Annotated in this window: 17 protein-coding genes; 4 read left to right on the forward strand and 13 right to left on the reverse strand. The window is 74.6% G+C overall.

Features of this window, described 5'->3' with window-relative positions; translation table 11 throughout:
- Nucleotides 1-33 precede the first annotated feature (33 nt).
- A complete protein-coding gene (locus ACH4SL_RS02605; protein ID WP_398441499.1) occupies nt 34-1,173 on the reverse strand; it encodes a DUF3103 family protein in 1,140 nt (379 codons plus the stop codon).
- Between the two features lie 261 nt (nt 1,174-1,434).
- Here ACH4SL_RS02605 and ACH4SL_RS02610 point away from each other — a divergent pair, with 261 nt between their 5' ends.
- Both ACH4SL_RS02610 and ACH4SL_RS02615 read left to right on the forward strand, forming a co-directional pair.
- Nucleotides 1,435-1,692, forward strand: a complete 258-nt coding sequence (locus ACH4SL_RS02610; protein ID WP_398441500.1) for a type II toxin-antitoxin system Phd/YefM family antitoxin — start codon at nt 1,435-1,437, stop codon at nt 1,690-1,692.
- On the forward strand, nt 1,689-1,949 hold the full coding sequence (locus ACH4SL_RS02615) for a Txe/YoeB family addiction module toxin (protein ID WP_398441501.1): 261 nt from the start codon (nt 1,689-1,691) through the stop codon (nt 1,947-1,949). The genes ACH4SL_RS02610 and ACH4SL_RS02615 overlap by 4 nt, the downstream gene beginning before the upstream one ends.
- A gap of 18 nt (nt 1,950-1,967) precedes the next feature.
- Here ACH4SL_RS02615 and ACH4SL_RS02620 read toward each other — a convergent pair whose 3' ends face one another.
- The 6 genes from ACH4SL_RS02620 to ACH4SL_RS02645 form a co-directional block, all read right to left on the reverse strand.
- Nucleotides 1,968-2,645: a response regulator gene (locus ACH4SL_RS02620; protein ID WP_398441502.1), complete on the reverse strand. Its 678-nt coding sequence runs from the start codon at nt 2,643-2,645 to the stop codon at nt 1,968-1,970.
- Nucleotides 2,642-3,859 carry a sensor histidine kinase gene (locus tag ACH4SL_RS02625; protein ID WP_398441503.1) on the reverse strand — a complete coding sequence of 406 codons (1,218 nt, stop codon included), beginning with the start codon at nt 3,857-3,859 and terminating at the stop codon, nt 2,642-2,644. The genes ACH4SL_RS02620 and ACH4SL_RS02625 overlap by 4 nt, the downstream gene beginning before the upstream one ends.
- Nucleotides 3,860-3,951: 92 nt before the next feature.
- Nucleotides 3,952-6,165, reverse strand: a complete 2,214-nt coding sequence (locus tag ACH4SL_RS02630) for an MMPL family transporter (RefSeq protein WP_398441504.1) — start codon at nt 6,163-6,165, stop codon at nt 3,952-3,954.
- A 223-nt stretch (nt 6,166-6,388) separates the two neighbouring features.
- On the reverse strand, nt 6,389-7,456 hold the full coding sequence (locus tag ACH4SL_RS02635) for a rod shape-determining protein (protein ID WP_398441882.1): 1,068 nt from the start codon (nt 7,454-7,456) through the stop codon (nt 6,389-6,391).
- 5 nt (nt 7,457-7,461) lie between these two features.
- Complete coding sequence (locus ACH4SL_RS02640; protein ID WP_398441505.1) at nt 7,462-7,929, reverse strand: hypothetical protein; 468 nt, start codon at nt 7,927-7,929, stop codon at nt 7,462-7,464.
- A gap of 199 nt (nt 7,930-8,128) precedes the next feature.
- Nucleotides 8,129-8,344, reverse strand: coding sequence for a dodecin (locus ACH4SL_RS02645; RefSeq protein ID WP_398441506.1), 216 nt, complete (start codon nt 8,342-8,344; stop codon nt 8,129-8,131).
- Nucleotides 8,345-8,457: 113 nt separating this feature from the next.
- Here ACH4SL_RS02645 and ACH4SL_RS02650 point away from each other — a divergent pair, with 113 nt between their 5' ends.
- Nucleotides 8,458-9,546, forward strand: coding sequence for a PP2C family protein-serine/threonine phosphatase (locus ACH4SL_RS02650; RefSeq protein WP_398441507.1), 1,089 nt, complete (start codon nt 8,458-8,460; stop codon nt 9,544-9,546).
- A gap of 14 nt (nt 9,547-9,560) precedes the next feature.
- On the opposite strand, the gene ACH4SL_RS02655 is transcribed toward ACH4SL_RS02650, so the two are convergent.
- From ACH4SL_RS02655 to ACH4SL_RS02670, 4 genes are all read right to left on the reverse strand, one after another.
- Nucleotides 9,561-10,964, reverse strand: coding sequence for a glutamate decarboxylase (locus ACH4SL_RS02655; protein WP_398441508.1), 1,404 nt, complete (start codon nt 10,962-10,964; stop codon nt 9,561-9,563).
- 45 nt (nt 10,965-11,009) lie between these two features.
- Entirely contained in the window at nt 11,010-13,292 is a 2,283-nt protein-coding gene (locus tag ACH4SL_RS02660) for a polysaccharide pyruvyl transferase family protein (protein WP_398441509.1), read from the reverse strand.
- Nucleotides 13,289-14,578: a hypothetical protein gene (locus ACH4SL_RS02665; RefSeq protein ID WP_398441510.1), complete on the reverse strand. Its 1,290-nt coding sequence runs from the start codon at nt 14,576-14,578 to the stop codon at nt 13,289-13,291. Before ACH4SL_RS02665 ends, ACH4SL_RS02660 begins: the two co-directional genes overlap by 4 nt.
- 185 nt (nt 14,579-14,763) lie before the next feature.
- Nucleotides 14,764-15,363: a TetR/AcrR family transcriptional regulator gene (locus ACH4SL_RS02670; RefSeq protein WP_398441511.1), complete on the reverse strand. Its 600-nt coding sequence runs from the start codon at nt 15,361-15,363 to the stop codon at nt 14,764-14,766.
- A 113-nt stretch (nt 15,364-15,476) separates the two neighbouring features.
- Between ACH4SL_RS02670 and ACH4SL_RS02675 the strand changes: the two genes are divergently transcribed.
- Nucleotides 15,477-16,460, forward strand: a complete 984-nt coding sequence (locus ACH4SL_RS02675) for an NADP-dependent oxidoreductase (RefSeq protein WP_398441512.1) — start codon at nt 15,477-15,479, stop codon at nt 16,458-16,460.
- Between the two features lie 3 nt (nt 16,461-16,463).
- Here ACH4SL_RS02675 and wrbA read toward each other — a convergent pair whose 3' ends face one another.
- Together wrbA and ACH4SL_RS02685 are read right to left on the reverse strand one after the other, a co-directional pair.
- Nucleotides 16,464-17,084 (reverse strand): NAD(P)H:quinone oxidoreductase, encoded by a 621-nt coding sequence (gene wrbA / locus ACH4SL_RS02680; RefSeq protein WP_398441513.1) that lies wholly within the window; start codon nt 17,082-17,084, stop codon nt 16,464-16,466.
- Between the two features lie 49 nt (nt 17,085-17,133).
- Nucleotides 17,134-20,547 (reverse strand): P-loop NTPase fold protein, encoded by a 3,414-nt coding sequence (locus ACH4SL_RS02685; protein WP_398441514.1) that lies wholly within the window; start codon nt 20,545-20,547, stop codon nt 17,134-17,136.
- Nucleotides 20,548-20,606: the final 59 nt, after the last annotated feature.

Consider the following 20,606-nt stretch of genomic DNA (forward strand, 5'->3'; position numbering starts at 1 on the left):
GCATCGCGGGCCCGCCCTCTTCGCGGTGGAGTGCTACAACTGCGCGACCCAGTACGGCTCGACGGTCATCCGCCCGTTGCCGCGGGCGCCGTTCAGCAGGCCCGACGAGTTCGTGCCGAGGGTGTACCAGGAGTCCACGTAGTCGTCGTCGTTGGTGTACCAGGACGCGGGCAGGGCGTCGAGGATCGCGTCGACGAGCGGGATGTACGCGCCCTGGTCGGTGATCGTGAGCAGCGCGTCGGCCAGCGCCTTGGCGAGCGCGGCGTAGTTGGTGTCGCTGTCGGCCTCCATCATGACGACGTCGGCCAGGTTGTACTTGTAGTTGTTCCAGCTCACCAGGATCTGGTTGGGGTAGTACGTGGTGCCGTCGTCGTCGAGGTAGGGCATGTCGACGGTGTCGACGCGCACCTTCCCGTCGAGGCCGAAGCCGGTGACGATCGAGTAGATCTCGGCGTCGCCGAGGGGCCAGGGCTCCTCGTCGTCGTTGAGGTGGACGGAGTCGACCTTCGTCGTCCAGTAGCCGCCCGTGGCCGCGGGGGCGGCTGCGGCGGCGGGAGCGGCGGCCGAGCGCAGGCCCGCCTTGCCCAGGGCCTTGTCGACCTGGGCCAGACCGGCGGCGGTCGCGCGGTCCACGTCGAGGTCGACGACGTAGACGGCCTCGCGCGGGGTCCGCGTGGCGCTGAGGGTGTGGGCGCGGCCCGCGCTGTCGTACGCGGTGACGGCCGTCGCGTGGTCGTCGTCGGCGGCCACCGCCACGAGCGGCACGGCTTCCGGGGTGAGCGCGGCCCGCATCGAGTCGGCGCCCAGCCGCAGCCGCAGCAGCGGCCCCGCGTCCGCGCCCAGCCCCTTGGCGGCGGCGATGCGCTGCTCGGCGGCGGTGACGGCCCCCGCGAGCGCGGCGGGCGCGCCCCGCCCGGCGGTGAGCGAGGCGAGGCCGACCGGCGCGGAGCCGAGCGCGGCGCCCCGCACCTGCGCCCGCCAGTCCGCCGAGCCAAGCGAGGCCGCGAGCGACCGGGCCACGGTGTCCTCGGCGGCCCCGACCTGCGAGCCCTGCCGCGCGGCGGCGGGCGCGTCGGCGTACGCGGCGGGCAGGCCGAGCCCCTGCAACGCGAGCGCGCAGCCCGCGCCGAGGGCGAGCCCGAGCGCGGCGCGCTTGTAGACGGTGAGGTGCACGGAGGTTCCTCCTGGAGACGTTCCCGCGCCCGCCGCTCCGGGCGGCCGCGGTCGAGGGTGGTTCAGGACGGAGCCGATCGCTTCGCGCGTGCCGATCTACGCGAATAGATCCACGAGGCCATCATGACCGTTGCATGTCAACCCGAACAAGCCGTCTCCCGGCCAACCGGTGAATGGGGCGCGACGCCTCGGCTGTACGCCGGTCCGTTGTCCCGCTCGACGCGGCGGGCGTACAATTTCCTGTACGTGAGGAGGTGCCCGGTGAAGACCATGTCGTATTCGGAGTCGCGGGCGAGGTACGCGGAGGTCCTGAACTCGGTGACCGACGACCGCGAAGAGGTCGTGATCACCCGCAGCGGCCACGAGGCCGTCGTCATCGTCTCCCTCGCGGACTACGAGTCCCTGAAGGAGACCGCGTACCTGCTGCGCAGCCCCGCCAACGCCCGCCGCCTGCTGGCGTCCATCGACGAGCTGGAGAACGGCGGCGGTTCGGTGCGGGAGCTGGTCGAGCCCGAGTGAAGATCGTCTTCGCCTCCCGTGCCTGGGAGGACTACCTGTGGTGGCAGCAGCAGGACCGCCGCGTCCTCAAGCGCATCAATACCCTCGTCGCCGACATCGCCCGCAACGGCAACGAGGGCATCGGCAAGCCCGAACCCCTCAAGCACGGCTTCCAGGGCTACTGGTCCCGCCGCATCACCGACGAGCACCGCTTGATCTACAAGGTCACGGACGACTCCGTCCTGATCGCGCAGTGCCGCTACCACTACGAGAACTGACGCGACGGATCCGGGGCCTCAGCCGCGGGGTGGTTCGGGGCGGACCAGGCCGGTTTGGTAGGCGATCACGACGAGTTGGGCGCGGTCGCGCGCGCCGAGCTTCGTCATCGCGCGCTGGACGTGCGTGCGCACCGTCAGGACGCTCAGGACGAGCTGCGCGGCGATCTCGTCGTTGGACCTGCCGTGCGCGGCCAGCGCGGTGACCTCCTGCTCGCGCGGGGTGAGGTCGGCGAGGCGCTCGGCGGGGGCGAGGGGCGGGGTGCTGGGGGTCGTGAGGAAGCGGGTGATGAGCGCCTGGGTCGCGCCCGGCGACAGCAGCGCCTCGCCCGCGGCGACGGTACGGATCCCGGCGAGCAGCGTGTCGGTCGTGACGTACTTGCCGAGGAAGCCGCTCGCGCCCACCCGCAGGGCCTGCGCGACGTACTCCTCGGTCTCGAACATCGTCAGGATCAGCACCCGTGTGCCGCTCAGGTCCGGATCCGCGCAGATCTCGGCCGTCGCCGCGAGCCCGTCCGTGCCGGGCATGCGGATGTCCATGACCACGACGTCGGGCCGCTCGGCGCGGGCGGTGTCGACCGCCTCCCGCCCGGTCGCGGCCTCGCCGACGACCGACATGTCCGTGCAGGAGTCGATCAGCATCCGGAAGGTGCCGCGCAGCAGGGCCTGGTCGTCGGCGAGCAGGACGCGGATGGTCACGGGGCTTCCTCGGTCGGTTCGGCGGCGGGCCCCGCGGGAGGCGGCGGCTGGATGGGCAGGGTCGCGGTCACGGCGAAGCCGCCCTCCGGGCGCGGGCCCGCGTGCAGGTCGCCGCCGACGGAGTGGGCGCGTTCCCGCATGCCCATCAGGCCGTAGCCGCCGCCGGGCACCACGGGCGGCAGCGGCGGCCCGTCGTCGGTCACCGTGATGCGCAACCGCGCCTCGCCGTAGTCGAGTCCGACGTGCGCGGCACGCCCCGGGGCGTGCTTCGTGGCGTTGGTGAGGGCTTCCTGCACGATCCGGTACGCCGTCAGGTCGACGCCCGGCGTCAGCGGCCGGGCCCTGCCGCCGGTGTCCACGGTGACGGCGAGGCCCGCGGAGCGGCACGCGGCCACCAGGTCCGGCAGCCGCTCCAGCCCCGGGGCGGGCTCCAGCGAACCGGTGTCCGGGTCGCCCGCCTGGCGCAGCACGCCCACCGTGGCCCGCAGCTCCAGCAGCGCGGAGGAGGTCGTGCCGACGAGCGCGGTGAGGATCTCCCGGGCCTGCTCCGGCCGGGTCGCGGCGAGGTGGGCGGCGGTGCCCGCCTGGGCGTTCGCCACGGCCATGTGGTGGGCGACCGCGTCGTGCAGCTCGCGGGCGATCCGCATGCGCTCCTCCGCGACCCGCAGCCGGGCCTCCTCCTCGCGGGTGCGCTCGGCGTGCGCGGCGCGGGCCTGCGCGGAGGCCAGATAGGCACGGCGGAAGCGGCTCGTCACCCCCAGGGACATGGGCAGCAGCAGCCACAGGACGGTGCCGACCGTCCGCAGCATGAAGTCGTCGCCGAGCGGCGCGCCGTACAGCGAGGTGGCGACGAGGACGGCCGCGGTGGCGTATCCGAGCGCGGTGGCCCGCGGGTCCCCGCGCACGGCCAGCCAGTACAGGGCGGCCATGACGGGGGCCAGCAGCAGCGGGCTCGGCAGGTAGCCGACCGCGGTCAGCACGGCCGCGGCGGGCGTGGTGACCGCGAGCGCGACCCGCGGGTGGCTGCGGACGCGCAGCAGCGCGGCGAGGCAGACCAGCGCCAGGATCCCGGGCGTGACCTGGGTGCGCGGCGGCGAGGACTCGGACGTGCTGACCGCCCCGCCGAGCACCGTGCACGCCGACAGCGCCACCGCGAGCACCACTTCCGCGGTCCGCGCGTGCTGCTCGGTGAAGCGTTCCAGGTGGCTGGTCATCGTCGCTCTCCGGGAGAGGTGGTGCCTCCATCGTCCCCGATCGCACCCGCGCCGCGCCCCGGCCGGGGCTGCCGCCCCGGCCGTACCCGCTCTCACACCCCCGCCCGCTCCGGCGCGTCCGCGCGCGGGCCCGGGTCGCGACCCTCCTCCGCACCGGAGCGGCGGGTCAGCGACCCGCCCTCGATGTCGACGTGCGGCAGCAGCCGGTCCAGCCACCGCGGCAGCCACCACGCCCGGTCGCCGAGCAGCGCGAGCACCGCGGGGACGAGCGCCATCCGGACGACGAAGGCGTCCAGCAGCACCGCCGCCGCCAGGCCGAACCCGACCATCTTGATCATCGAGCCCTGCTCCTCCACGAAGCCGGAGAAGACCGCGATCATGATGAGGGCGGCCGCCACCACGACCCGCGCGCTGTGCCGGAAGCCGGAGACGACCGCGTGCCGGGCGTCCTCGCCGTGGGCGTACGCCTCCCGCACCCGGGAGAGCAGGAAGACCTCGTAGTCCATGGCCAGGCCGAAGACGATGCCCACCATGAAGATCGGCATCAGGCTCATGACCGGCCCGGTCTGCTGCACCCCGAGCAGCCCGGCGCCGTGCCCCTGCTGGAAGACCAGGACGACCAGGCCGAGCGCCGCCAGCACCGACAGCACGAAACCGAGCGCGGCCTTGAGCGGGACGAGCACCGAACGGAAGACCACCAGCAGCAGCACGACCGCGAGTCCCACCACCGTGGCCAGGTACGGCACGAGCGCGCCCTGCACCTTGCCCGCGATGTCGATGTTCAGCGCGGTGGTGCCGGTGACCTGGAAGGTCGCGGACGTCCCGGACTCGATCGCGGGACGCTCGCCGCGTACGGTCCGCACCAGCTCCTTCGTCCTCGTGTCGGTGGGGCTGGTGGCGGGGGTGGCCGAGAACACCGCGGTCTCGCCCGCCTTGTCGAAGGTCGGCGGCGACACCGACACGATCCCGCGCTCGTGCCCGATCCGCTCGCCGATCGTGTGCACGGCGGCCCGCGGGTCGGGCGCGCCCTTCGCGTCCACCACGATCGTCAGCGGCCCGTTGAAGCCGGGGCCGAAGCCGCGCGCGAGGTCGTCGTACGCCCGGCGCTGGGTGGTGGACGTCGACAGCGCCTCGTCGCCGGGCGAGCCCAGGTGCAGCGACGCCACCGGTACGGCCAGCGCGCCGAGCCCCAGGACGCCGAACACCAGCACCGCGACCGGCCGCCGCAGCACGAACCGCGCCCAGCGCGACCCGAGGTTCTCGCGTACCCGCGGTGCCCGCGCCTTGCGCGCCCGGCGCCCCAGCACCGCGTCGGGCCGGAAGGCGAGCAGCGCGGGCACGAGCGTCAGCGCGACCAGCACCGCGACGCCGACCGCCCCCGCCGCGGCCAGGCCCATCTTCGTCAGCACCGGGATCCCGACGACCGACAGCCCGGCCAGCGCGATCACCACCGTCAGCCCCGCGAAGACCACCGCGGACCCGGCCGTCCCCACCGCCCGCCCGGCGGCCTCCTGCGGGGAGTGGCCGCGGCCGCGCTCCTCGCGGTAGCGGGAGATCACGAACAGCGCGTAGTCGATGCCGACCGCCAGGCCCAGCATCATGCCCAGCGTGAGCGTGTCGGAGGTCAGGTTCAGCGGGTGGCCCAGCAGCAGGATGCCGAACAGGCTCACCGCGGCGCCGACGATCGCGGTCAGCAGCGGCATGCCCGCCGCCGTCAGCGACCCGAAGGTCACCAGCAGGACGACGGCCGCGACCGCGATGCCGATCAGCTCGGAGACCCCGCCGGGCCCCTCGTCGGTGTCCAGCGCGGAGCCGCCCGTCTCGACGGTCAGGCCCTCCGTACGCGCCTGGTCCGCGGCGGTCTCCAGCGCGCCGCGGCTCGCGTCGGTCAGGTCGCCCGCGGCCACCGTGTAGTCGACGGTCGCGTACGCCGTCGAGCCGTCCTCGCTGACCGCGCCCGAGGTGAACGGGTCGGCGACCCCGGCCACCTGCGGGCCGCCGCCGAGCGCGGCCACCGCGTGCTCGACCGCCGCCCGGTGGCCGGCCGCGGTCACCTTCTCGCCGCCGGGCGCGACGAAGACGACCTGCGCGGTGGCGCCGTCGGCCGCCGCGCCCGGGAAGCGCTGCTGGACGAGGTCGTACGCGTGCTGCGATTCGATGCCCGGCATCGAGAGGTCGCCGTCGGAGGTTCCGGGGGCGCTCAGCCCGCCCACCGCGAGGGCGACCAGGGCCGCCGCCCACAGGAGAACGGCCCGGCCCCGCCGCCGGAAGGCCAGCCGGCCCAGTCTGTACAGAAACGTCGCCATGGAGGGCACTCCAGATCCGCTCGTGATTGCCCCACCAGCGTCGTCCGCGACCCCCCGCCCCGTCGTCGTGCGGCTACGGGCACCTGCGGCTACCGCGACGGCGGTAGCCGCGGGCGGCGGCTACCGCAGCCGCAGTACCCACCGGGCCGGACCGCCCGGGTGCCCGTACGTGCCCGCGGCGGCCACCGCCGATCGCAGTGGCCGCCGCCGCGCAGGCAAGGGCTCAGACCGTGAGCGGGTCCAGGTGCAGGGGGCGGACGCGGCCCTCGATCATCGCGCCCAGGCCCTGCACCGCGACCGTCGCGGGGGAGTCGGCGACCAGCACGGGCATGCCGGTGGCCTGGCGCAGCATCAGGTCGAGGCCGGGCATCAGCGCGCTGCCGCCCGCGAGCATGATGCCGCGGTCGCCGAGGTCGGCGACCAGGTCGGGCGGGCAGTGCCGGAGCACCCCGGTGATCGCGTCGAGCACCGCGGTGAGCGGGGTGCGCATCGCGTGCCGTACGCCCTCGGTCTCGATCGTGACGGTGCGGACCATGCCGCTCACCACGTCCCGCCCGTGCACCTCGGTGGTGAGGGAGCCGCCCTCCGCGGGGGCGCCCAGCATCATGTGCAGGGGGCGTACGGACTGGCTGGGCAGCATCAGCTCGTGCGCGTTGCGCAGGTGCTGGATGACCGCCCGGTCGATCGCGTCGCCGCCGACCGGCACGGTCTCGGCCGCCACGATCGAGCCCAGCGACAGCACCGCGACCTGCGTCGTACCCGCCCCGCACACCACGATCATGGTCGCCTCGGGGTGCTCCACGGGCAGCCCGCAGCCGACCGCCGCGGCGATGAGCGTGTCGACCAGCTCCACCCGGCGCGCGCCGAGCCCGTACATCGTCTCGACGGCCGCCCGCCGGGCGATGGGCTCGCTGCCGTGCGGGGTGCACACCGCCGCCCGCAGCATCGGGGCGCGCAGCCTCCTGCGGCCGAGCTTGTCGCCGAGGATGTGCCGCAGCATGCGCTGGGCCATGGCGATATCGACGACCGCGCCGCCCGCGACGGGCCGGGAGACCCGGATGTGGGCGGGCGTCCGCCCGGCCATCCGCTCGGCGTTGCCGCCGACGGCGATGAGCGCCCCGGTGCGCACATCGACCGCCGCGACGCTCGGCTCGTCGGCGACCAGGCCGCTGCCGCGCAGGTAGACGCGGGTGCGGGCGGCGCCGAGGTCGACGGCGACGTTGCAGCGGCGCAGCTGGTCGAGGGTGGGGTTCTGGGTGATCAGGCTGCTGACGCCGGTCACCCCGGCCAGCCCGATCACCGCTGGTCCCCTGACCAGCCCAGCGAGGAGCGGTAGGTGGCCAGCGACCAGATCACGAAGATGTCGATCGCGATCATGATGATCGACCACACGGGCTGGTAGGGCAGGAACATGAAGTTCGCGATCATGTTGAGCGCCGCGATCCCGATGCCGAGGTATTTCGCCCAGGTCGCGCCGCGCAGGATCAGCAGCGCGACGAACACCGCGACGATCCCCAGGATCAGGTGGATCCAGCCCCACGCGCGCACGCTGAACTTGTAGACGTAATCGCCGCGCGTGACGACGTAGACGGCGTCGTGCCCGATGCCGACGACGCCCTCCAGGATCGCCAGCACGCCGCCGACCAGCAGGAGGATGCCGGCGAAGACCGTACCGGCGGCCGCCCAGGAGTTGCGTTCTTCCTCGCGCCGCCGCCCCGGATGGCCTGGGGGCGGCGGCTGCGGTGCGGGGGTGGCTTGGCTCATGGCGGCTCCCGGGTCCGTGGGCGGACAGCGGGATCGTGCGATCATGCGACATCCGGCCAGAACCGTACAAAACCCGCCTTGATGACATCATGATCTGACGACCAGTCCGACAATGCGAGGAAGGCTGGGCCGTACGGGGCTGCGCCATGCGGGCGTTTCGCGGCCGCCGCGGCCTCGGTGGGGGCCGAACGGGGTGGGGTCAGCTCGCGTCCTCCAGGCGGAAGCCGACCTTCAGGCCCACCTGGTAGTGCTCGATCTCGCCGTTCTCGATGTGCCCGCGGATCTGCGTGATCTCGAACCAGTCGAGGTCGCGCAGCGTCTGCGCGGCGCGCGCGATGCCGTTGCGCACGGCGGCGTCGACACCGTCCTTCGAGGTGCCGACGATCTCCGTGACGCGGTACGTGTGCTCGGCCATGGCGGAACTGCCCTTCGCTGGGGTTCGCGGTGCCTTTCCACCGTGCCGTACGCCCGGCGGGACCGCACGGCGTACGGATGTGTCCGGGCGGGCGGGGCGGAAATCCGCATAAAATGGTCATCGTGACGTCGTCGTGGTCGGCCCCCGTCGTACGCGGACTTCCCGGAGCGCTGCTGGTCGGCGGGGTGGTCTTCGACGCAGTCACGCCCGTGCAGTACACCGGTGACCCGTTCTTCGCCGCGGCCTGCGTGCTCGCCGGGGCCACCCAGGCGCTCCGCACCACCGTCGTGACGTGCCTGCTCGCCCTCGCCGCGATCATCCTGCTGACGATCGGCGAGGGCCAGGTCGGCAACCACCGCGGCATCGCGAACATGAGCACCGTCCTGGTGTCCGCGGCCATCGCCGTCGGCGTCAACCGCGCCCTGGAGCGCTACGGGCGGCGGCTGGCCACCGTCCGCGGCGTCTCCGAGGCCGCCCAGCGCGCCCTGCTGCCCGCCCCGCCGACCCGCATCGGCCCGCTCGGCATCGCCGCCCGCTACGACGCGGCCGCCCACGAGGCGCGGATCGGCGGCGACATCTACGCCGCCCAGGAGACCCCGTACGGCATCCGGCTGCTCATCGGCGACGTGCGCGGCAAGGGCATGGGCGCGGTCGGCGCGGTGGCGGTGCTGCTCGGGGCCTTCCGCGAGGCGGCCGACGACGAGCCGGACCTGCTCCGGCTGGCCGGACGCCTCGACCGCGCGCTCGACCGGCACAAGGCGCAGGGCGGCGACGAGACCCGGTTCGAGGGCTTCACCACCGGCGTACTCGCCGAATACACCCCCGACTGCGACACCCTGCGCCTGGTCAACCGCGGCCACCCGCCGCCGTACCTCATCGCCCCGGACGGCGGGGTCCGCACGCTGGAGCCCACCACCCCCGACCTGCCCTTCGGCATGCACGGCCTGAACGGCGTCCGCTCGGCCCCGGACGAGCTGGCCGTCCCGCCCGGCGCGACCCTCCTGCTGGTCACCGACGGCGTGACCGAATCCCGCGACCGGCACGGCGCCTTCTACGACCCCGCCACCCGCCTCCCGGACCTCGGCCCCCTGCCCACCCCGCACGACGTCGTCGACGCCCTCCGCGCGGACCTGGCGGTCTGGACCGCGCACAGCCCCAACGACACCGACGACCGCGCGATGCTCGCGGTGCGCCGGGACTGACGGGCTTTGCGGCCTCAGTGGTGGAAGGAGGTCGCCACCGAACTGGGGCCGTGCAGCGGGTGCGGCTGCTGGTGCAGCGACGGCATCAGCTGCCGCAGGTCGTCCATCAGCAGGTCGGACAGGTCCTCGGAGAAGCCGTTGCGGCACACGATCCGCAGCACGGCCAGGTCCTCCCGGTCCGCGGGGAAGGTGTACGCGGGGACGAGCCAGCCGTGCTGGCGCAGCCGCCGGGAGATGTCGAAGACGTCGAAGGACGTGACGTCCGGCGCGGTCGTGAACGCGAAGACCGGCAGCTGGTCGCCCCGTGTGACCAGCCGGAATTCCTCCAGCTCGGCGATCCGCGCGGACAGCGAGCCCGCGACGTCCCGGCTGGTCTGCTGCACCGCCCGGTAGCCCTCCCGCCCGAGCCGCAGGAAGGTGTAGTACTGCGCGACGACCTGCGCGCCGGGCCGCGAGAAGTTCAGTGCGAAGGTCGGCATGTCGCCGCCCAGGTAGTTGACGCGGAAGACCAGCTCCTCCGGCAGCGCGTCGGAGTCCCGCCACAGCGCCCAGCCCACGCCCGGGTAGACCAGCCCGTACTTGTGGCCCGAGGTGTTGATCGAGGCGACCCGCGGCAGCCGGAAGTCCCACACCAGGTCCTCGTCGAGGAAGGGCGCGACCATACCGCCCGAGGCGCCGTCCACGTGCACGGGGATGTGCACGCCGGTGCGCTCCTCGTACGCGTCCAGCGCCGCGCAGATCTCGGCGACCGGCTCGTACGACCCGTCGAACGTCGAGCCCAGGACGGCGACGACGCCGATCGTGTTCTCGTCGCACAGCGCGAGCGCGGAATCCGCGTCCAGGTGCAGCCGGTCGCCGCTCATGGGAGCGAGGCGCGCCTCGACCTCCCAGAAGTTGCAGAACTTCTCCCAGCACACCTGGACGTTCGCGCCCATCACCAGATTCGGCCGCGCCGACCCCGGATAGCCCTTGGCGCGCTTGGTCCACCGCCGCTTCAGCGCCATGCCGGCGAGCATGCACGCCTCCGACGACCCGGTCGTCGAGCACCCGACGGCCGCACTCGGGTCGGGCGCGTTCCACAGCGCGGCGAGCATCGACACGCAGCGCCGCTCCAGCTCGGCGGTCCGCGGGTACTCGTCCTTGTCGATCATGTTCTTGTCGAAGCATTCGGCCATCAGGACGTCGGCCTGCGGCTCCATCCACGTCGTGACGAAGGTCGCGAGGTTCAGCCGCGAGTTGCCGTCGAGCATCAGCTCGTCGTGCACGAGCTGGTAGGCGGCGTGCGGCGACATCGCCTTGTCGGCGAGCCGGTGCTTGGGCGGCGCCGCCGCCATGCTGCCGACGGGGTCGGCGTCCCCGAGGAAGAAGGGGTTGACGGAGACGGCGCGCTCGGAGCCCGAGCCCTTGTGCAGTGACATGTTTGTCACGATACGTCCGGGTGTGCGGCTCCGCCGTGGCAGCGTTCACCCCGTCAGGTGGCGCAGCTCCTGCGCGTTGGCCCGCGTGACCTCCCACAGGGCGAGCTGGCGCTCGTGGACGTCCGCCACCGCCGCGTCGTGGTCGGCGAGGATCGCGAGGGACTTCTCCGCGAGGACCGCGCCGAGGCGCGGGTGGTGGACGGAGACGCCCCACTCCGGGCGCTCGATGTCCGCCAGGAAGTACGCCATCTTCGGGTGCGAGACGAGGCTGACGATCGGCGTGCCGCAGCCGAACGGGATCATCCCGGCGTGCCCGCGCATGCCGACGACCAGCCGGGTGCGGGCGTACGCGTCGGTGATCTGCCGATTGTCGTAGTCGTACATCGGGACGACCGGCAGCGAGATGCCGTGCTCGCGCCGCAGGTCGAAGACGAACCGCTCGTCGGCCTGCGCGTGCGCCACGCACCGCACCTCGGCGTGCTCGCCGAGCGCCCGTACGGCGGCGGCCATCTCGGCGAGGAAGTGGCCGTAGTCGTGGCCGAAGCGCAGGCCCGCGCGGTCGTACGCGGCGTTCAGCAGGACGGTGTCCTCGCGCGCGGCCGGGTCGGTCCAGCCCGGGACGAGGTGCCGGGTCACGGTCGTCGGGCAGGGCTGGAAGCGGACCCGGTCGTGCAGGTGCGACGGCAGCATCGCCCGCACCTTCTCGATGGAGCCGTGGTTGCGCAGCCCGAAGAACGCCGACTTCTCCACGAGCGTGCGCAGCGCCTCCGCGAAGCGCCTGGCCCGGTAGGACTGGCCGTCGAAGGCGTTGAAGCCGACCGCGTAGACGATGACGGGCACGTCGAGGCGGCGCAGCACGTCGTCTGGGACGTTCCACTGCCACGCGCTGTTGCCGTTCGGCGCGGTGTCCGGGATGAAGAGCCCGCCGCCGCCGACGACCAGCGCCCGCCGGGAGTTCGCCTCCTTGAGCGCGGCCTCGTCGAAGAGCCGGTGCGCGTGGACGGCGTTCCAGCGGCGCGGCCCGGTGTCCGGGCCGAAGGCGAGCCGTACGGACTCCGGCAGCAGCTTGTCCCCGGCGTTGCCCTGGTGGGGCATGTAGAAGGCGACGTGCGTGAGCTGCCCGCCGCTGTCCGCGGTGGCCGGTACGGTCCGCTGCCGCATCTCCTCGCTGGGCCCGTGCGTGGGGTCCGCGTCCAGACCCGCGAGGGCGTGCCGCTGCGCCTCGGCGTCGTCGCCGAGCACCCACGCGATCTGCGCGAGCCGCGCGAAGGCCGGGGCGGCGTGGTCGGGCGCCGCGGTGGCCGCGAGCAGATGCGTACGGGCCTCGGCGTAGCGGGACACGCTCATGAGGGCGTGCCCGTACACCTCGTGCGGCCAGGCGTCCCCGATCCCGAGCCGGACGGAGGCCATCGTGTCGACGGCCTCCTGGTAGTGCCCCGCCCCGAGGTGCGCGGCCGCCACCCGCCGCGCCGCCCCCACATCCCCCGTCCGCCGCACGTACGGCTCCCCGAAGTGCACGAGCAGCCCGGGGTGCGTCACCCCGGGCGCCTTGAGGTACGCCTCCTGCACCTCCTGCGCGGACGGCGCGCCCTCCACCTCGCTGAGGTGCGCGAGGCTGCCGCCGTCGATCTCCGCGAAGTCCAGCTCCTCGCGCAGGAGGCTCAGCGCCTCGGCATCGGGGTGCGCGTTGCCCCGCGGGCGGCCCCCTTCGGCGGGGGATTCGGCTGAGGCTGCGGGTGCGCCGCCGGGTGCCTTTAGGGGCGCGGGGAACGGCGCGACCGGCCCACCACCGGCCGGTGGTCCGGTACGGACCGAACTGCCCCCTTGGGTCGGTGACGACCCGCGCCCCGGTGGGTGGTTGCTCGCGCAGTTCCCCGCGCCCCTAAAAACGCTCACCGTCCGAAGCGACTTCAGGTCATCCCGCTGGAGGACCAGCGCACCCGGCGCGGCGGTCGCCGCCGAGGCGGAACGCAGGGTGAGGAGCGGGGCGACCGGCCCCGTCACCACCGTGTTCGCGCAGAACGCGATGACCGTGTCGTAGTCGTCGACCTCAAGAACGGAAAGCAGCGGATGCACCCCCGCGGCGGCGGCCCGCAGGGCTACTCGCGGGTGGAGCGCGTGCACCTCGTCCAGCGCCGCGGACGGCAGCCCCGCATCGTGCAGGAGGACGAAGTCCTCGCACACCCCCGGATTGCTCAGCGCCAGGCTGCGCAGCAGCGCGAGGACCCCGGGCAGCCGCCCGGCGTCGGCGTACGCGGCGAAGGCGACCCGCCGTTTGCCGGTGATCGCCGCGGCGGAGTGGATGTCGGCGGAAGAACGAACGCTCATCGGAGGGAGATCACCGGTCCCCGGACGTGCGCGGCGCGGGCGAGGACCCACTCCCGCTCGCGCGTGGAGTCGGACGGCGTGGCGGTGGCCGGCGCCTCGGCGAGCCGGAAGGGCCCGGTCGTGAAGAAGTCGAAGCCGAAGAGGTCCAGCCGCGGGCTGACGTCGAGGAAGTCGAAGAGCCACACGGCCTCGAAGCCGCACGTGAGCCCCACCGGCCAGGTGCCCGCGTCGAGCCCGCCGACGCCGCGCAGCGGCCTGCGCAGCGAGTCGTCGCCGGTGAAGTGCTGCGCCCCGGGCACCATCCGCTCGCGCAGGGCGTGCCGCCAGTCCGCGGGCCGGTCGGCGAGGACGAGCCGCGTGGTGACGGGGACGTCCCAGTTGTACGGGCTGCGGTGGTCGGTGACGTGGATGTCGGTGCGCCGCCCGGTGGCCTCGGGGTCGAGGCGGAAGGAGGTGAAGCGGACGACCAGGTCGTACGCGTCGATCTCGGCGCCCAGCGTGGATTCCGCGAGGGACTGGGAGTTGGCGACCAGCGCCACGGAGCGCCCGGCGACGAGGTTGCGGAATTCGCCGATGCGCAGCCGCGCGGTGCCGCCGAAGAGCGGGTCGGCGAGCGGCGGGCGCAGGCGGGCGCGGCGGCGGTCGGCGTAGAGGGCGACGGCGGGGGCGAGCCGCGCGGTCTCCTCGGGCCCGGCGAGGGGGAGCCGGGTGTCGAGGTACGCGGTGAGGGCGGCCTCGAAGGCGTCGAGGGGGCCGTCCGCGAGGGCGGTGACGTCCGCCGCGTCCGTGCCGTCGAGCGCGCGCAGCACGTCGGAGCGCCAGCGCAGGGCCGCCCGGAGGGCGGTGATACGGGCGGTGGCGTCCGCGGCGCCGGGGGATCCGGCGGGGGTGTGCTCCAGGTAGCCCTCGAAGGCGGTGACGGCCCCGCCGAGTTCCCCCGCGGCCTCCAGCGCCCTGCCCCGCAGCTGCCAGGCGCCCCGCGAGCCCTTGCGCCGGGCGAGCACGGCGTCGGCGGCGGCGAGCGCGAGGGCGGGCCGCCCGGCGCGCAGGGCCGCGGAGCCGAGGCCGAGCAGCGCGTCGGTGAGGTCGCCGCCCGCGTCCTGCGCGTCCCGCAGGGCGGCGACGGCGGTGTCCAGCTCGCCGCCCCCCGCGCCTTCCGCCGCGTAGAGCCGCAGGCAGTCCGCGGCGGTGGCGGCCCCGGCGGCCGTACGCGTACCGCCGCCGCTCGCGCCGCGGCCCGGCAGGGCGAGGCCGAGCAGGCGGCGCCCGAGGGTGGTCTTCGTCATGCTGCTCCCAGCGTCCACAGCCCCGGACGGGACCGCGGGGTGGCCTGAAACACTAGGAGAGGGGGGCGTAAGCGCCCATGGTCGCGACGTGAACACCCGGTGGCGGGCGGCGGAACATCGTCTTCTGACTGCCCGTCGGGAGAGCGACGAGTGACGTGCGGGGCTCGCGGTGTCCGCGGTCGGGCTTACTGCAGGCCGGGGGCGGGCAGCGGCAGGGCGTGGGCGCCCTCGGGGCGCAGGCCGTCGAAGATGATCGCGAGGTAGCGCCGCCACAGGTCCGGCGGGGCGTCCGGGACGTAGCCGGTCACGTAGTTGGGCGCGCACATCAGCAGGATGACGTCGGTGCCGGTGACGTCGGTGCGGACGGCGCCGTGCTCGCGGGCCCGGTCGACGAGCGCGTGGACGGTCGCGAACATCGCGGTGCGCGCGTCGGCCAGTTCGGGCCGGTCGTCGGCCGCCTCCTGGAGGAAGGACAGGTCGAGCCGCTGCCGCTGCTGGGCGGCGGCGGTGAGGAATTCCAGCAGCGCGCCGCCGGGGTCGTCCGACGCGAGCAGGCGGTCGCCGACCGCGCGGAGGCTGTCGACGCGGTCCAGGACGATCGCGGCGATCAGGTCGTCCTTGGTGGGGAAGTGCCGGAAGACGGTGCCCTTCGCGATGCCCGCGCGGCGCGCGATGGCGGCGACCGAGGCGTCGAGTCCGTGCTCGGCGAATTCGTCGGCCGCCGCGGCCAGCAGGAGCGCGTGGTTGCGGGCGGCGTCGGCGCGCAGCGGGCGGGGCGTGGTCACGGTCGCAGCCTAGTCAGCCTCCGCGGGGCAACAAGTTGACCGCGCGGTCATCTTCTCGCTAGCGTCTCCCCGGGTTGAAAAATGACCGCGTGGTCAGCTTTCTGGGAGGAACCGTGAACGAGCAGCGCACCATGAGGGCCGTTGTCGCCACCACCTACGGGCCGCCGGAGGAGTTCACCGTGGCCGAGGTGCCCGTGCCGCGCCCAGGGCCGGGGCAGCTCCAGCTGCGGATCGCCGCCGCAGCCGTCAACCCGGCCGATGTGCGGCTGCCCGGCGGCGAGTTCGGCGACGCGGCGCCGCTGGAATTCCCGTACGTCCCCGGCAACGACTTCGCGGGCACCGTCACCGAGGTCGGCGCGGGCGTCACCGCCTACCGGGTCGGCGACGAGGTGTTCGGCCTCGCGGTGCCGCGGGTGCTGCGCGCGATGGCCGGGAAGCGCCCCTCGGTGGGCACCGGCTCGCTCGCCGAATACGCGGTCGTGGAGGCGGACACCCCGATGGTCGCGCACCGCCCGCCGGGGCTCCCGGCCGACGAGGCGGCGGCGCTGGCCACCGCCGGGGTGACCGCGCTGGCGGTCACCGCGACCGCGCGCGTACAGCCGGGCGAGCGGGTGCTGCTCGTCGGGGCGACCGGCGGGGTCGGCACCGCGCTGCTCCCGCTGCTCGCCGCGGCCGGGGCCGAGGTGACGGCGACGGGCACGGGCGCCGACGCGGACCTGCTGCGCGAGCTGGGCGCCCACCAGGTCGTCGGGTACGGGGAGGCGGACTACCCGGCGGGCGTCGACGTGGCGGTCAACGCCGTGCTGCCCGGCGACCACCTGTCCGGCCTCGCCGCGGCGCTGCGGCCGGGCGGCCGCCTCGTCACGATCACCTACCCGGTGCCGACGCCGGAGACGGTCGGCCGCGACGACGTCGAGACGCACTTCGTCCTCGACATGGACGCCGAGCTCGCGGACATGCGCGAGGTCGGCGACGCGGCCGTGCGCGGCGCCCTGCGGGCCACGGTCGGCCGCCGGTACGGCCTCGACGAGGGCCCGCGGGCCTGCGCCGACTTCGTCCGCCTGCACACGACGGGCAAGATCGTCGTGACCGTCTAGGCGTCAGGCTCCCGCGGCCAGGCCGGACTTGATCGCGCGGGCGAGCTTGACCACCCGCTCGGCCTGGACGCGCGCCGCGGTCAGCGTCTGCTCGCCGACGGGGATGTCACCCTGCCCGGCGACGTGCGACGTCCCGTACGGGTTGCCGTCCACGAATTTGGACGGGTCGGTGTAGCCGGGGGTGACGAGGATCCCGCCGAAGTGGTGGATGGTGTTGTAGAGGGCCAGGAGCGTCGTCTCCTGGCCCCCGTGGGTCGTCGCCGAGGCCGTGAAGCCGCTGTACACCTTGTCCGCGAGCTTGCCCTGCTGCCACAGCGGCCCGAGCAGGTCCAGGAACTGCTTGAGCTGGCTCGTGACGTTCCCGAAGCGCGTCGGCGTCCCGAAGACCACCGCGTCCGCCCACTCCATGTCCGCGGGCTCCGCGACCGGGATCCCCGCGGTGGCCTCGACATTGGCCCGCCAGGCCGGGTTGGAGTCGATCGCCGCGTCCGGCGCGAGCTCCGTGACCCGGCGCAGCCGCACATCGGCCCCCGCCTTCTTCGCGGTGTCCGCGACGGCGTCGGCGATACGGGCGACGGTGCCGGTGGCGGAGTAGTAGATGACGGCGACGTTGACGTCGGCCATGGCGCTGCCTCCTGGGGGCGAGGTGGTGTGACGGTAGACGACCCTACGGTCACGGTCCGTCCACGGGTGCTCGGCGCGCGCGCAGGGCGGGGAGGATGCGGCCCGCGGGGAAGGAGAGGCGCGCCACGGGCAGCACCCACGGCCCCCAGACGCCCAGCCGGGCGGGCAGGTGGCGGCCCTGCGCGGCGGCGTCCGCGGTCACGGAGTCGAGTGCCTCGCACAGCGCTCCCCACTGGGCCGCCTGCGCAGGCGGCATCCCCGCCACCGCGTCGTTGCGCGCATGCCCGCCCGCCGGGTCGGGACGCGGCACGAGTCCGGCCCGGAAGTCGTCCCACGTACGGCCGGGCTCGTCGGCGGCCCGCCGGTGCAGGTGCAGGCACAGCGCGGGCCCGAGCGCCGGGTACGCGACCAGCGCCGCGAGCAGCACCATTCCCGCGCGGTACGGCCGGTGGGTGGCCTCCCCCGCGCCGCCGCCGACCTCCGCGAGGTCCGCCTCCCGGTGCGCGCGCCGCAGCGCGGTGAGCAGCCCGTAGCTGTTGGCCAGCCGCTTCACCGCCCGCGGCGTGCTCACGAAGCCGGGCGGCCCGAGCAGGTCGAGCAGCGCCAGCTCGTCCGGGTCGAGGGTGAGCGGGTCCGTCCGCTCCACGACCCGCACGCCGTGCCGGCCGCCCGTGGCGGGCGCGTCCGCGATTCCGTGCCGGATGTCCGTGGGGCCCGCGCCCGCGCTCCACTCGCCGCCCCCGGTGGATGCCGTGGCGGTGCCGGGCACTCCGGCCGCCGCGCCCTGCCCGGCGGCGAGGCCTGCGGGGCCTGCGCCCGGCCCGGTGGCGGGCCCGCTGCCCGTACCGCCGCCGACTTCGCCGTCTGCCGAGCCCGCGCCCGCGGCGGGGGCCCGGCCTCCGCCGACCGCACCGCCCTGCCCGGCGGCGGTCCCGTCGTGCTCCTCCGCCGGGTCCGGCGCCTCGTCGGGCCGGTCCGCCCGGACGCCGACCAGGGTGCGGAGCATGCTGCGGTAGCCGGAGGTGTCGAGGGAGGGGAGGGTCAGGACGACCTGGAAGATCTTCTCCAGGTATTGCGCGGGGGTCGCCGCCCACAGAGCGCCGTCCCCGGCGTCCGAGGCGCCCGGGGCGGCGGCGACGTCGAGCACGTCGCGGTAGTGCGCCGCGACCGCCCGCAGCAGCCACCGCGGGTCGATCGCGACCACGACCACGAACAACTCCACCGCGAGCAGCAGGTGGACCGCCTCCAGCATCTCGATCACCCGCACGGGCGGGCAGCGGTCGAGGTCGTCGATGTAGAGGACGATCCGGTCGATACGGGGGAGCGCGTCCGCCGCCTCGTCCCTGTCGGCGTCGGCACCGCCCGGCCCCGCGAGGGGCGGCTCCGCGGCCGCGCGGGCGAGCAGCGCCGCCATCCGCTCGAAGTCCTCCCGGATCTGCGTCATGACACCGAGCTGGCCGCGGTAGTCGCCGGCGGCGGCGCGGTCGCCGATGAGCCCGGCGAGCTGGCCCGCCGCCGTGAGGTTCTGCAACTCGCGCTCCAGCGCGCCGACTTCCGCCCGCGCGACCTCGACCGCGTTCTCCAGCCGGGCCCGCTGCGCCTCGGCGAACCCGCGGGCCTCGGCCAGCAGTTCCCGCGCGCGCCGCACCCTCGTGCGCAGGCCCGGTATCGCCGCGTAGAGCGTGGCCGCCCAGGCCAGCAGCGCGGCACCGCCGCCCAGCCCGGCGAGCCCGGCGAGGAGGAGCGGGCCGAAGGCCTCGAGTGCCGCCGTGCCCCCGGCGACGACGGCCACCCCGGCCGCGAGCCACAGGGACTGCCGCAGCGGGAGGCCGCGTACGTACACCCCGGCGAGGAAACGCAGGCGGCCCGCGCGGCCGGTGGTCCGCCGGTAGGCGCGCCGCGCCTCCGCGTACCCCTCGGCGTTGTCCGCGAGCAGATCCTGCTGGTCCTGCGGCAGTTCACGGAAGCGTCCGCGCCGCCGCAGCGCCCGCTCCAGCCCGTCCCGCCGGCTGCGGGCGGCGTCGAGCCGGGGCCGGTAGCGGCGCTGGGTGACCAGCTCGGCGGTGAGCCGCGACATACTGCGCTGCGCCTGCCCCGCGTCGTCGTCCTCCCCGGCGGGCGCGGCGAGTTGGGCGAACATCTCGGCGACGAGGCTCGCCCACAGCCCCGTCTCGGCGTAGTGCCAGGCGTTGAAGCGGATCTGCCGTACGGCCTGGTGGGCCAGCGGGTCGCCCGTGCGGGCCACCCGGGCGACCTCCTGCTGGAGCAGCCCCAGGAAGTGGCTCTTGCCCTCGCCCCAGTCGCCGAACAGCCCTACCGCGAGCGGCGGCCGGGCCGAGCGGGCGGTGACGAGGTCGGCGAGCGCGCGGGCGTCCTCGGCGCGCGCCAGCTCGTCGACGGCCGCCGGGGCGTCCGAGCGGTACGCCGGAAGCCGCGGCACGGGCCGGTCCTCGACGACCTCCCACAGGTGTACGGCGCCGTCCGAGCTGCCGGTCGCGAGGAGCAGGCGGTCCCCGGAGTGCGTCCAGGCCATCGCCTCTATCGGCCGGTTGCGGATGGCGGTGGGTTCGTCGAACCCGACGAGGCTGTCGTGCGCGAGTTGCCAGAGCCGTACGGTCCCTGCCTCGCTGCCGGTGGCCATGAGGTGGTGCCCGCCGACGCTCACCCAGGCGGTCAGCAGGGAACCGGCGGCGACGTCGCCGAGCGGGGTGAGCCGTTCGAAGTCGGAGTCGGCCGTCTTCCACAGCCGTCCGAGGCCGTCCCCGTGTCCGGTGGCCAGGAAGTGGTCCGTGCCGGTGTACGTCCAGGCCACCGAGGTGACACCGGTGCCACGGGAGGCGAGGACCGGGGGCAGCGGGGCGAGCCCGGAGGCGTCGAGCTCCCACAGCAGGAGCTGCCCGTCGTGGCTTCCGGCCGCCAGCAGATGCCGCCCGCCGGTGTGCGTCCAGGCCAGTGACTGCACCGACCGGCCGGTCCGGACGGGTTCGCCGAGCGGAAGAAGGTGGGTGCCGGAGAGCCTCCACAGCTGTACGGATCCCGAGTTGTCACCGGTGGCCAGCACGCTGAGTCTGCTGACGCGCGTCCAGGCCACCCTGAGCAACGACCCCCTCCGGGGCGTGGGTTCGCCGACGGGGCTGAGGCGGCTGCCGTCGATTCCCCACAGCCGTACGCTCCCGTCGTGGCCGCCCGTGGCGAGCAGCGGGCGGTCGTCGACGTCGGTACGGCTCATCGAGCGGATCCCGCCCTGCTCGGCGAGGACGGATGCGCCCAGCGGGAGGAGGCGGGTGCCGGCGACCTCCCACAGCTGCAGGGTCCCGGAGAACGCGCCGGTGGCCAGCACGGGGCGCGCGCCGTCGTCCATCCAGGTCAGCGACCTGACCCAGCCGTCGTCGCTGACAGCGGGCTCGCCGTACGGGACGAGCCGGAAGGTGGGGCGGTCCGGCTCGGGTGTGGTGTCCGTCACCGTCCGATGATCCTACGCAGGCCCGTACCCCGTGGCGCGTTCCGCACGTACGGCCGGGC

Source organism: Streptomyces sp. NPDC021020, assembly GCF_044333285.1.
Taxonomy (GTDB): Bacteria; Actinomycetota; Actinomycetes; order Streptomycetales; family Streptomycetaceae; genus Actinacidiphila.